The sequence below is a fragment of the Rhodoplanes sp. genome, from assembly GCF_013377085.1.
Classification (GTDB): domain Bacteria; phylum Pseudomonadota; class Alphaproteobacteria; order Rhizobiales; family Xanthobacteraceae; genus Rhodoplanes.
Window position 1 is genome coordinate 14393 of sequence record NZ_JACAAX010000004.1, and the last position, 12057, is coordinate 26449.

Annotated in this window: 10 protein-coding genes; 5 read left to right on the plus strand and 5 right to left on the minus strand. The window is 67.7% G+C overall.

Going from position 1 to position 12057, the window contains the following annotated elements; genetic code table 11:
* The first annotated feature begins 155 nt into the window (after positions 1-155).
* From HXX10_RS04525 to HXX10_RS04540, 4 genes are all read left to right on the plus strand, one after another.
* Positions 156-1358 (plus strand): amidohydrolase family protein, encoded by a 1203-nt coding sequence (locus HXX10_RS04525; RefSeq protein WP_296520348.1) that lies wholly within the window; start codon positions 156-158, stop codon positions 1356-1358.
* 246 nt (positions 1359-1604) lie between these two features.
* The gene (locus tag HXX10_RS04530) at positions 1605-3098 is read left to right on the plus strand and encodes a pyridoxal-5'-phosphate-dependent protein subunit beta (protein WP_296520349.1); all 1494 of its coding nucleotides are present in this window, start codon (positions 1605-1607) and stop codon (positions 3096-3098) included.
* Positions 3099-3314: 216 nt separating this feature from the next.
* Complete coding sequence (locus HXX10_RS04535; protein ID WP_296520350.1) at positions 3315-4607, plus strand: pyridoxal-phosphate dependent enzyme; 1293 nt, start codon at positions 3315-3317, stop codon at positions 4605-4607.
* A 105-nt stretch (positions 4608-4712) separates the two neighbouring features.
* Entirely contained in the window at positions 4713-4907 is a 195-nt protein-coding gene (locus HXX10_RS04540; protein WP_367141927.1) for a 4Fe-4S dicluster domain-containing protein, read from the plus strand.
* A 146-nt stretch (positions 4908-5053) separates the two neighbouring features.
* On the opposite strand, the gene HXX10_RS04545 is transcribed toward HXX10_RS04540, so the two are convergent.
* The 5 genes from HXX10_RS04545 to HXX10_RS04565 form a co-directional block, all read right to left on the minus strand.
* A complete protein-coding gene (locus HXX10_RS04545; RefSeq protein WP_296520351.1) occupies positions 5054-5827 on the minus strand; it encodes an ABC transporter permease in 774 nt (257 codons plus the stop codon).
* Positions 5824-6612 (minus strand): ABC transporter ATP-binding protein, encoded by a 789-nt coding sequence (locus tag HXX10_RS04550; RefSeq protein ID WP_296520352.1) that lies wholly within the window; start codon positions 6610-6612, stop codon positions 5824-5826. The genes HXX10_RS04545 and HXX10_RS04550 overlap by 4 nt, the downstream gene beginning before the upstream one ends.
* Positions 6613-6807: 195 nt before the next feature.
* Positions 6808-7818 (minus strand): ABC transporter substrate-binding protein, encoded by a 1011-nt coding sequence (locus HXX10_RS04555; protein ID WP_296520353.1) that lies wholly within the window; start codon positions 7816-7818, stop codon positions 6808-6810.
* Positions 7819-8037: 219 nt separating this feature from the next.
* The gene (uraD, locus tag HXX10_RS04560) at positions 8038-8925 is read right to left on the minus strand and encodes a 2-oxo-4-hydroxy-4-carboxy-5-ureidoimidazoline decarboxylase (RefSeq protein WP_296520354.1); all 888 of its coding nucleotides are present in this window, start codon (positions 8923-8925) and stop codon (positions 8038-8040) included.
* Positions 8926-9122: 197 nt separating this feature from the next.
* Positions 9123-10328 (minus strand): urate hydroxylase PuuD, encoded by a 1206-nt coding sequence (locus tag HXX10_RS04565; protein ID WP_296520355.1) that lies wholly within the window; start codon positions 10326-10328, stop codon positions 9123-9125.
* A 368-nt stretch (positions 10329-10696) separates the two neighbouring features.
* Here HXX10_RS04565 and urtA point away from each other — a divergent pair, with 368 nt between their 5' ends.
* Positions 10697-12007, plus strand: coding sequence for an urea ABC transporter substrate-binding protein (gene urtA, locus HXX10_RS04570; protein WP_296520356.1), 1311 nt, complete (start codon positions 10697-10699; stop codon positions 12005-12007).
* The last annotated feature ends 50 nt before the right edge of the window (positions 12008-12057 follow it).

Genomic DNA, 12057 nt, shown 5'->3' on the forward strand with positions numbered 1-12057 from the left:
CTTTCGTCATTCCGGAAGCCGACCGAAGGTCGGCTGTCCGGAATCCATAACCCCGGTCTGTGTGTATGGATTCCGGGCTCGCCGCGGAGCCTGTCATCGGGCCGGCCAAAGGCCGGACCCGGTGGCGGCGCCCCGGAATGACTGGAGCTGAAACCATGGCTTCCGCAACCCTCCTCGTCGGTCCCGACAAGCACGGCCGCAGCGTCGCCATCGTCGACGGCATCGTCGCCGCGACGGCGCCGGCCGGCACGCCGGTGCTGGCCTGTCCGGACGGCGAGATTTTTCCAGGCGCCGTCTGCGCCCACACCCACATCTACAGCGCGCTGGCGCCCTATGGCATGCCGAAGGCCGAGCCGGCGCCGGAAAACTTCATCCAGATCCTCGAGCGGGTGTGGTGGCGCCTCGACCGCGCCATCGACGCCGAGACGCTGCGGGCCGGCGCGCGCGACTATGTCGCCAAGGCCCTGCTCGCCGGCACCACGACGCTGATCGACCACCACGAGTCACCCAATCTGATCGAGGGGTCGCTGAAGGTTCTCGCCGACGTGTGCGACGAGCTCGGCATCCGGGCGATGCTGTGCTTCGGCGCGACCGAGCGCAATTTCGGCCGCGACGAGGCGGTGCGCGGGCTCGCCGAGAACCGCAACATCAAGCCGTCGCCGCTGCTGCGCGTCCTGGTCGGCCTGCATGCGAGCTTCACGGTGTCGGACCAGACGATCGGCGAGGCCGGCGATCTCGCCCGCGCCCTCGGCACCACCGTGCACGTCCATGTCGCCGAGGATCTGGCCGACGTCGCGGATGCCAAGCAGCGCGGCTATGTGGGCCCGCTGGAGCGGCTGATCGCGCTGGGCGCTCTCGTGCCGGGGTCGATCCTCGCGCACGGCGTGCATCTCGATGCCGCGCAGGTGCGCCTCGCGGCGGAGCACGGTGCCTGGTTCGTGCAGAATCCGCGCTCCAACGAAGGCAACCAGGTGGGCTACGCCCGCAACCTCTCGCAGGTGCCGACCGTGGCGCTCGGCGTCGACGGCTGGAACCCCGACATGGGCGAGGAACTCTCGGCGCTTTCGCGTCTCGCGGCGCAGAACGGTGACGACGCGGTCTCCGGACCACGGGCGGCCGGCCGTCTCGCCAAGGGACACGCCCTGATGGCGGAGCGTTTCGATCTGCAGTCCGATCCGCTGGCGCCCGGCGCGGCCGGTGACTTGGTGGTACGCAGGGGGGGCGCCGTCGTCGATGTCGTCGTCGCCGGACGCCACGTGGTGGCGGACGGACGGCTGGTCGGCGGCGATGCAGGCGCGTTCGAGACGGCGGCCCGCGCCGAGGCGACCCGCCTGTGGGATCGGATGAAGAATGTATGATAGGACCCTACGGCTCGCGTCGGTGCATTTCACCACTCCCCGCGCGCGGGGAGAGGTCGGAGTCCGCGCCCGCGGCGCGGACTCCGGGTGAGGGGGCGCTCCCGTATCCACGAGGCGCCCCCTCACCCCGACCCTCTCCCCGCAAGCGGGGAGAGGGAGAAGGAACCAGCTCTCCCGCCCGGGAGGGGAGCGCGCCCGGCGCTCGACTGACGCAAACGAACTGATCATCACGAACGGAAGGACATCATGGCGCGGCTTGGACTCGAGCGTACGGTGGTCGACACCGATGTCTATGCACGGACGAACGCCCGCTTCGGCGAGGCGAACGTGGTGCTTCCGACGCTGGCCGAGCTGGCGAACCCGACCACCATCGATCCGACGATTCGGGGAAAGCTGAGCGAGGTCGATCCCGACTCGCCACACCCGCTGAATCTGTTCCGGGTGCACTGGTGGAACGACGCGGCGCGTCGCGGTCTCGTCGACGTGCCCGGCTTCGTCGAGCTGCCGAGCGAGCTGACCGGCGTCAAGGCCCGCATCGTGCTGGCGCTCGGCGACCGCTTCCCGATGATCGCCGCCCACAAGGTCCTGGCCGCCTATGGCTGCCTGGTGCCGCGCGTCGTAACCGGCCAGTTCGACCCGACGCATCATCGCGCCATCTGGCCGTCCACCGGCAACTACTGCCGCGGCGGCGTCGCCATCTCGCGCATCCTCGGCTGCCGCGGCGTCGCCGTGCTGCCCGAGAACATGAGCAAGGAGCGCTTCGACTGGCTCGACCGCTGGGTGACGGATCCCTCCGACATCATCCGGACGCCGGGCTCGGAGAGCAACGTCAAGGAAATCTACGACACCTGCGCGGCGCTCGATCGCGATCCCGACAACATCATCTTCAACCAGTTCTGCGAGTTCGGGAACTACGTCGTCCACCGCACTTGCACGGGCGCAGCGCTCGCCAAGGTGTATGAGACCATCACCAAGGGCAAGAAGGGTGCGACGCTCGCGGCCTATGTCTCGGCGACCGGCTCGGCCGGCACTCTCGCGGCCGGCGATCACCTCAAGAGCAAGTTCGGCACCAAGATCGTCGCGGTCGAGGCGGAGGAGTGCCCGACGCTGCTGTACAACGGCTTCGGCGAGCACAACATCCAGGGCATCGGCGACAAGCACGTGCCGTTCATCCACAACGTGATGAACACCGACATGGTGGTCGGCGTCAGCGATCATTCGACCGACACGCTGTTCGTGCTGTTCAACACCGACGAGGGCCGCAAGTATCTGATCGAGCGTCGCGGCCTCGATCCTTCCGTGGTGGCGCAGCTTCCGCATTTCGGCCTGTCGGGTCTGTGCAATATGCTGGCCGCCATCAAGGCCGCGAAGTACTGGGACCTCGGCCCCGACGACGTGATCATGACGGTGGCGACCGACGGCTCGGCCATGTACGGCAGCGAGATCGTCAAGGCGATGCCGAAGTATTTCGGCAACCGCTTCGATGCCGTGGCGGCCGGCGAGACCTGGGGCCGCTCGCTCGCCGGGATCGGCACCGATCACCTGATCGAGCTCACCCATGTGGACCGCAAGCGCATCTTCAACCTCGGCTACTTCACCTGGGTGGAGCAGCAGGGCGTCTCGCTCGAGGAGTTCACGGTGCGGGCCAGGCAGTCGTTCTGGGACGGCCTGCTCGACATGGTGCCGGCCTGGGACGAGATGATCCGCACCTTCAACGCCAAGAGCGGCGCCGGCAGGTAATCGGTCCAACCGCCCTCACCCTGAGGAGGCCGCGAAGCGGCCGTCTCGAAGGGCGGGGCGGCCTAGGTGCCCAGCCGCAAAGCTCAGAGCCGTCATGCCCGGGCTTGTCCCGGGCATCCACGCCTCCGGGCCGATACCGCAAAGTCGTGGATGGCCGGGACGAGCCCGGCCATGACGAGGCAGAGGCCAGGCCTCTTTGATCCACTCCGGTTTCCGATGACCAATTCCGTTCCCAACTTCGTCTGCCACGGCTGCGGCGCGCGCGTCGCCATCGATGCAGCCTTGCCGTTCGCCTGTCCGAACACCCGCGACGGCGACGATATCGATCATCTGCTGGTGCCCGAGGACGGCCCACCGGCGTTTGCGCCGGGCGCGGAGACAAATCCGTTCCTGCGCTATCGCGCGCTGCTGTCGCCGTATCGGCTCGCCCGCGCGGCGGGGCTCTCCGACGCGGCCTGGGACGATCTCGTCGATGCGCTCGACCAAAAGCTCGTCGCGGTCGACGGGCGCGGCTTTCGCGTCACGCCGATGACGGCACAGCCGGCGCTCGCCCGGGCGCTCGGGCGCGACGCACCGCTCTGGGTGAAGGACGAGACCCACAACGTCTCGGGCTCGCACAAGGCGCGCCACCTGATGGGCGTGCTGCTGTATCTGCGGGTCTTGGAAGCGGCCCGCCTTCCGGCCGCCGATGGCCTGCGTGGGCGAAAACTGGCGATCGCGTCCTGTGGCAATGCGGCGCTCGCTGCCGCCGTGGTGGCGCGGGCGGCCGACTGGCCGCTCGACGTGTTCATTCCCCCCGATGCCAGCCCCGCCGTGGTGGCGCGGCTCGTCGACCTCGGCGCCACCGCCACGATCTGCGATCGCCGTCCCGGCGAGACCGGCGACCCCTGCGTCACCGCGTTCCGCGCCGCGGTGCGCGACGGCGCGTTGCCGTTCGGCGTGCAGGGACCGGACAACGGCCTGGCGATCGAGGGCGGCCGCACGCTCGCCTTCGAGATCGCCGAGGTCTTGGCGCACGCCGGCGGTGATCCCGGCACGCTCATGGTGCAGGTCGGCGGCGGTGCGCTGGCGTCCGCGCTGGCGCAAGGGCTTTCCATCGCGACGGCGGCCGGGCGGCTCGCCCGGATGCCGCACCTGATCGCGGTCCAGACCGCCGGCTGCGCGCCGCTGGCCCGGGCCTTCGGCAAGACGGCCGGCGTCGACCTCGCCGAGGCGGCCCGGCATCGCGCAAATTTCATGTGGGCCTGGGAGACGACGCCGCACAGCCTCGCCCACGGTATTCTCGACGACGAGACCTACGACTGGCTGGAGATCGTCAAGGGCGTCCGCGGCAGCGGCGGCAGCGTGGTCGTCGTCGACGAGGCTGCGGTGGCGCGGGCCCATGCGCTCGCCCACGAACACACGGACGTCGACGCCTCGGCGACCGGCACGGCCGGACTCGCCGGGCTCGTCGCCGCGCCGGTTCCGGCCGGTCCGGTCACGGTGATTTTCTCCGGGGTGGAGCGGTAGCGCCGAGGCACCGCGCTCTTTCGAGCGATTCCAATCCGGATTTCCCCCAAATGGCGCGCGAGGCGCCGGCCTGATACGCCGGATTCCGAGAAGGAGACTTGCGTCATGGCCTACAAGATCGTCGCCTCGCAATGCACCGCCTGTGGCGCCTGCGAATTCGAATGCCCGAACACCGCCATCAAGATGAAGGGCGACATCTACATCATCGATCCGGCGAAATGCCAGGAATGCGAGGGCAGCTTCGACGAGCCGCAATGCGCGGCCGTGTGCCCGGTGCCGAACACCTGCGTTCCGGCCTGACACCAGCCTCGTCGGCTTCGACCTTCGTCGTCGTTGCCGGGCTTGACCCGGCAATCCATCGAGCTTCGAAAGACGCTCTTTTCCAGCGATGGATGCGCGGGTCGAGCCCGCGCATGACGCGTCGGAGTCGGTGAAGGCAGGTCCGGTCACCCGCCCGCGCTCATCGACGAGCGGAACGCCCAGCCGACGAAGTACGATTCCACATAGGCGAAGATCGCGTACATCACGATGCCTTCCGCCGCGAGCAGCAAGAGCCCGGCGAAGACCAGCGGCATCTGGAAGTTCGAGCCCGCCTGCACCATCAGGAAGCCGAGGCCGGCATTGGCCGCGATCGTCTCCGACACCACGGTGCCGACGAAGGCGAGCGTGATGGCCACCTTCAGCGAGCCGAACAGATAGGGCTGGGTGCGCGGAATCCCGATCTTCAGCATGATGTCGAGCTTTTTCGCCCCGAGTGCGCGAAGAACGTCCTCGAGCTCCGGCTCGATGGTCGACAGGCCGGTCGCGACATTGACGACGATCGGGAAGAACGAGATCAGGAAGGCGGTCAGGATCGCCGGGATCTCGCCGATGCCGAACCAGATCACCAGGATCGGCACCACGGCGACCTTGGGCACCGAGTTGAAGCCGATCATCACCGGGTAGAGCCCGCGATAGATCGCCCGCGACCAGCCGACGACGATGCCGAGCACGATCCCGAACGCCACCGCGAGCGCGAAGCCGGCGAGCGTCGTCCACAGCGTGACGAACGAGTTCTTGGCCAGCGGCCACCAGTACTGCCCCATCGCGACGAAGATCTGCGAGGGTGCCGGCAGGATGAACGGGTCGACCTTGAAAGCGCGGCAGACGATCTCCCAGATCAGGAACATGCCCAGCGTGAACAGCCAGGGCGACAGTCGTTCCATTGCGTTGGTACTCATCCCTTGCGCACCTCCCCGATTTTGGCGCGCAGCTCGTGCACGATGTCCGTGAAGGCCGGCTCGAAGCAGACCTCGATCGGCCGCGGGCGAGGAAATGGAATCTCCTTGGTCATCACCAGGCGTCCCGGCCGGGCGCTCATCATGTGAATCCGGTCGGCCAGAAAGGTCGCCTCGCGCAGGTCGTGCGTCACCAGGATCACGGTGAAGCCGATCTTTTCCCAGAGGTCGCGCAGGACACACCAGAGCTCTTCGCGCGTGAAGGCGTCGAGGGCCGCGAAGGGCTCGTCGAGCATCAGCAGCGCCGGCGAGTGGATCAACGCGCGGCACAGCGAGACGCGCTGCTGCATGCCGCCGGAGAGCTCCCACGGGAAGCGCTCGGCAAAGCCGTCGAGGCCGACGGTGGCGAGCAAGGCGCGCGCCTCCTCGCGGTAGCGCTCCTTCTCGCGCCGGAAGCGCGAGCGGTGCGGCTGCACGATCTCGAGCGGCAGCAGCACGTTGTCGATCACCTTGCGCCACGGCAAGAGGTTGGGGTTCTGGAACGCCATGCCGGCCATCTTGACCGGGCCGCGCACCGTCTCGCCGCCGATCTGGATCTTGCCGAAGTCGGGCGGCACGAGGCCGGTGACCAGCTTCATCAGCGAGGATTTGCCGCAACCGGACGGACCGACCACGGCGGCGAACTCGCCTTTCTGCAGGCTGACGCTGAAGCGGTCGAGCGCATGCACGCCGCCATTGGCGCCCTTGTAGACGAGGGTCACGTCATCGATGTCGACGAAGGCCGTCATGATGCGGCGTCCGTCGGCATCGGGCCGCAGGCGCGGTGGGAGGAAGAGAAGAAACGCATGGCGTACTCGTGTTGCGCCGTCATTCCGGGGCGCGGGCGAAGCCCGCGAACCCGGAATCCAGCGGCGGACTCGGAGTTTGGGGCTGGATTCCGGGTCCGACGCTGTCGCGTCGTCCCGGAATGACGTGGTCTTCGATCACAGCTTGCGGTCGGCGGCGGGAGGCAGGAACTCGCTGGTGAAGACGTCCTCGGCCTTCGGCTTGGCCTTGAACTCGTAGGTGATGCCGATCTGCTCGATCGACTTGGACAGCCGCGCCATGTCGACGTCGCCGAGCCCGTTGGCCTTGACCCAGGGGGTGACGAAGTTGTCGCGCAGCGACATCTTCAGGCGCTCCAGCTCGGTCTTCTCGTCGGCCGTCTCGTTGCGCTTCATCACCGACTTGATGGCGGCGTCCGGGTCCTTCACGGTGTCCTGGATGCCCTTGATGGTGGCCCGCACGAAGCCGGCGACGATCTTCGGGTTGGCCTTGGCGAAGTCGGGATTGACCATCACGGCATTGCCATACAGCACCAGCCCGTAATCGGACATCAGCATCATCTTGATGTCGTCAGGCTTGAGGTTGCGCTGCAGCAGGTTGAAATACATCGAGAACGAGAAGCCCGTGATGGCGTCGACCTTGCCGTCGGCCAGCATCGGCTCGCGCACCGGGAAGCCGATATTGTCGATCTTCACCTTGGAGTCGTCGATGGCGTTCTCTTTCACGAACGCCTTCCACTGGGCGAAGGCGCCGTCGGCCGCCGGGGCGCCCAGGATCTTGCCTTCCAAATCCTTCGGCTTGCTGATGCCGGTCTTGGTCGTGGTGGCGATCGCGAAGGGCGGGTTGTCGTAGACCATCAGCACGGCCTTGACGGCCTTGTCGGGGTTCTGGTCGCGGAACTTGACCAGCGAGTTGATGTCGAAAAACCCGAGCGGATACGTGCCGGCCGCGACCCGGCCGATGCCGGCCACCGAGCCGGGACCGGTGTCGATGGTGACGTTGAGGCCTTCGGCCTTGTAGTAGCCCTTGTCGAGGGCGACGAAATAGGGTGCCGACGGTCCCTCGAACTTCCAGTCGAGGGCGAACTTCACGTCGGTGTCGGCGTGCGCCGGCTGGGCCACGGCCGCGAGGCCCGCCGCCAGCACCCCGAACGCAAGCGATTTGATCATCTCGAAAACTCCCCTTGGCCAAAGGCCGGGCTCCGCTGCTCAGGTCAGCAAGCCGCATGCCACCCGTTTCGCCACGTAGGCCCGCAAATCCGCGGCTTTGGCTCGCAAAACCCTGCCTAGAAAAACAGCAGCCGGCCCGGTCCTGCTCACGATACCGCCGTGGCCGCTGGCCCTGAAGAGCGATCGGAACGTCGTCCCCGGTCAGGTTGTCGCGCCGCGTCAGCTCCCGCGGTAGGTTGAAAAGCTCCACGGCGTCACCAGAAGCGGCACGTGGTAATGGCCCTCGGCCTCGGCCACGGCGAAACGGATCGGCACCACGTCGAGAAACGGCGGATCGGCGAGCGGCACGCCGCGTTTGGCAAAGTAGGCGCCGACCTCGAAGACGAGCTCGTAGGTTCCGATCGGTACCGGCCGGCCGCCGATCAGGGGCTGGTCGGTGCGGCCGTCGCGGTTGGTCCGGGTCTCCACCACCAGGCGGCGCGCGTCCCCGGGGCCGAGCTCGTAGAGGGCGACCGGGATGTCCTTGGCCGGGCTGCCGCCGTGGGTGTCGAGCACATGGGTCGACAGCCGCCCGGCGAGCGGCAGCCGGTCGGCGGCCTGGACGCGCTGGTCGAGCCGCAGTGCGGCGATGCGGAACACCTCGTCGAGCGCGGTCGCGTGCTCGGCCGCGGCGTCGTTGGCGAGCCGACGCTCGAACAGCCGCAGGATCGAGCCCTTGGTGTGCCGGCGCACGCAGACGATGAAGGGGATGCCGAATTTTTCCCGATAGGCATCGTTGAGGCGGTGGAAGGCGGCGAGCTCCTCCTCGCTCAGCCGGTCGAGGCCGGCGCTCGCCTGCTCGGCGGTCGAGGAGGCCGTCAGGCTGCCGGCCCGCGCCGCCTTGCCGGCGAGATCGGGATGCGCCACGAGCAGCGCCCGCTGCCGATCCGCCGGCGCGGCCCGGACGGCCGCGACCATGGCCTCGTGGAGAGCGGCGAGCGAGCCGAACGGTCGTGCCGCGACGGCCGCCTCCGCGACCCAGGGCGAATGCTCGAAAATGTCGCCCAGCGCGGTGACGAAGGTGGCGTGGTCCGTGGCGTCGAGGCCGTCGAGGGTGAGTGTGGTCATGAGCAACTCGTTCCGATGAAAGACGAGGAATCGCCGAGCGTGTTCGTCACCCTCCCCTGGAGGGGGAGGGTCGGGCGCGCGCGTCAGCGCGCGTCCGGGGTGGGGTGAAGCCCCGAGCGCCGGCTTCGCCGATCACCCCCTCCCGACCAGCCTGCGGCCGGTCGACCTCCCCCCTCCAGGGGGAGGTGAATAAAGCCTCACTCCCCCGGCGCGCCGGCGGCGAGCCAAGCGGCGAGCTGGGCGCGCTCGTCCAGCGTCATCTCGGTGACGTTGCCGGGCGGCATCGCGTGGGTGCGCACCGCCTGCAGGTCGATCAGCCGCGCATGGCGCCGGATGCTTTCGGGGTCGTCGAGCCGCAGATCCCTCGGCGCATGCGGGATGCCGGCCCACACCGGCTCCTGCGCATGGCACATGCTGCAACGGGACATCACGATGTCGCCGACCTCGGCGAATTTCGGCGTCGGCGGCAGCGCGCCGCTGCGACCCTCGCGCGGGCCCGCCATCGACAGCCAGACGATCGCGGCGATGCCGGCCGCCGCCAGGCCCCAGGTCCACCACGGATCGCCCTTGCCGGCGTGCCGCGTGTTGTAGAAGTGACGGATCACCGGGCCGATCAGCAGAACGATCGCGACGATCAGCCAGTTGAAACGTGTCGCGAACACCAGCGGATAGTGGTTGCTCAGCATCAGGAAGACGACCGGCAGCGTCAGGTAGTTGTTGTGCACCGAGCGCTGCTTGCCGATGTCGCCCCAATACGGGTCCGGGGTGCGGCCATCGACCAGCGCCGCCACGGTCTTCTTCTGGTACGGGATGATGATGACGAAGACGTTGGCCACCATGATGGTGCCGACCAGCGCGCCGATCTGGGTCAAGGCGCCGCGTCCGGAAAACACATGGGTGAAGCCCCAGGTCAGCGCCACCAGGAAGGCGAAGCCGACCAGCGCGAGGGCCACCTCGTAGCGGCCGAGCGGCGAGCGGCACAGGCCCTCGTAGCCGAGCCAGGCGACCACCAGCGTGCCGAAGGCGAGGCCCGCCGCCTGCGGCGCCGTGAGGTCGAGCACGGCGCGGTCGATCAGGAACAGGTCGGCATTGAGATAGTAGACGACGACCAGCAGGGCGAAGCCGGACAGCCAGGTCGCGTAGGATTCCCATTTGAACCAGGTCAGCTCGTCGGGCATCCGGGCCGGCGCCACCACGTATTTGAGAATGTGGTAGAAGCCGCCGCCGTGCACCTGCCAGGCCTCGCCCTTGACGCCGTCGGGCAGCGGTGTGCCGTCCGAGCGGCCGCGCAGGCTCAGGTCGAGATGGATGAAGTAGAACGAGCTGCCGATCCAGGCCATCGCGGCGACAACGTGCAGCCAGCGCAGCAGCGCGGAAAGCCATTCGGTCAGTATCAGATCCAAGGCCGAGACCTCGTGATGTCGGGGGTGGCGAGCCCGCCTGGGAGGTCCGTCGGGCGACCTCCATTCGAATCCCCGGTCGGGCTCCGAGGGCGGCGCACCATGGCAGAGGCGAGCCGGCGAGTTCAAGCCGGCGCCGACCGGTAGCCGCCGGCTAGTTTTTGGGCAGGCCGCCCACGACGCGGGCGGTAGCCGCGAGGCCTGGCCTACGGAGTTGTCCGGATGACGGGATTCCGGTCGTCCGACTGATCGGCCGACCTGCGGACAACCTTGGCATGCTCCTTGCGATTTGCTCCCCCGCCGGCCGTCCGGCCGCGCTCTCGGGGCGCCCGACTCTGGCGCCCGGGTTCTGGAACGAACAAGGAGTGACGATGCACGCATCTCTTCGGATGGGGGCCGGACGCCTGGCCGGCCGGATGCTCGCCGCCACGGTCGGCGCCGCGATCAGTCTTGCCGCCGCGCTGCCCGCGCAGGCGCAGGCGCAGGAGACCATCAAGGTCGGCATCCTGCATTCGCTGTCCGGCACCATGGCGATCAGCGAGACCACGCTGAAAGACGTGATGCTGATGCTGATCGAGGAGCAGAACAAGAAGGGTGGCCTGCTCGGCAAGAAGCTAGAAGCTGTGGTGGTCGATCCGGCGTCGAACTGGCCGCTGTTCGCCGAGAAGGCGCGCGAGCTGATCACCAAGGACAAGGTCGCGGCGGTATTCGGTTGCTGGACCTCGGTGTCGCGCAAATCCGTGCTGCCGGTGTTCAAGGAGCTGAACTCGATCCTGTTCTACCCGGTCCAGTACGAGGGCGAGGAAAGCGAGCGCAACGTCTTCTACACGGGCGCGGCGCCGAACCAGCAGGCGATCCCGGCGGTCGATTATCTCGCCAAGGAGGAGAAGGTGCAGCGCTGGGTGCTCGAGGGCACCGACTACGTCTATCCGCGCACCACCAACAAGATTCTCGAGGCCTATCTGAAATCCAAGGGCGTCAAGGACGAGGACATCTCGATCAATTACACGCCGTTCGGCCATTCCGACTGGCAGACTCGCGTCGCCGAGATCAAGCGCTTCGGCTCCGCCGGCAAGAAGACCGCGGTCGTCTCCACCATCAACGGCGACGCCAACGTGCCGTTCTATAAGGAGCTCGGCAACCAGGGCGTCAAGGCGACCGACATTCCGGTCGTCGCCTTCTCGGTCGGCGAGGAGGAGCTCGCCGGCGTCGACACCAAGCCGCTGCTCGGCCATCTCGCCGCGTGGAACTACTTCCAGTCGATCGACACGCCGGTCAACAAGGACTTCATCGCGAAGTGGAAGGCCTTCACCAAAAACCCGAAGCGCGTCTCCAACGATCCGATGGAGGCGCATGTCGTCGGCTTCGCCATGTGGGTGAAGGCGGTCGAGAAGGCCGGCTCGACGGATCCCGACAAGGTGATCGACGCGTTGCCGGGCACCACGGCGCCGAACCTCACCGGCGGCACCTCGGAGATGCTGGCCAACCATCACATCACCAAGCCGGTGTTCATCGGGGAGATCAAGGACGACGGCCAGTTCGACGTGGTGTGGAAGACCGAAGGCCTGGTGCCCGGCGAGGCGTGGTCCAAATATCTCGAAGGTTCCAAGGACCTCACCGCCGACTGGGTGAAGCTCAAATGCGGCAACTACAACACCAAGACGCAAAAGTGCGGCGGGTGAGCTTGCTGCTTCTGACCTGACCGGTGGACCGACGGGCGTTGTTCCGTGTG

Bases quoted from the DNA above. Each gene is read 5' to 3' on its own strand.
- HXX10_RS04525 (WP_296520348.1), top strand. From the start codon at position 156: ATGGCTTCCGCAACCCTCCTCGTCGGTCCCGACAAGCACGGCCGCAGC.
- HXX10_RS04530 (WP_296520349.1), top strand. From the start codon at position 1,605: ATGGCGCGGCTTGGACTCGAGCGTACGGTGGTCGACACCGATGTCTAT.
- HXX10_RS04535 (WP_296520350.1), top strand. From the start codon at position 3,315: ATGACCAATTCCGTTCCCAACTTCGTCTGCCACGGCTGCGGCGCGCGC.
- HXX10_RS04540 (WP_367141927.1), top strand. From the start codon at position 4,713: ATGGCCTACAAGATCGTCGCCTCGCAATGCACCGCCTGTGGCGCCTGC.
- HXX10_RS04545 (WP_296520351.1), bottom strand. From the start codon at position 5,827: ATGAGTACCAACGCAATGGAACGACTGTCGCCCTGGCTGTTCACGCTG.
- HXX10_RS04550 (WP_296520352.1), bottom strand. From the start codon at position 6,612: ATGACGGCCTTCGTCGACATCGATGACGTGACCCTCGTCTACAAGGGC.
- HXX10_RS04555 (WP_296520353.1), bottom strand. From the start codon at position 7,818: ATGATCAAATCGCTTGCGTTCGGGGTGCTGGCGGCGGGCCTCGCGGCC.
- uraD (WP_296520354.1), bottom strand. From the start codon at position 8,925: ATGACCACACTCACCCTCGACGGCCTCGACGCCACGGACCACGCCACC.
- urtA (WP_296520356.1), top strand. From the start codon at position 10,697: ATGCACGCATCTCTTCGGATGGGGGCCGGACGCCTGGCCGGCCGGATG.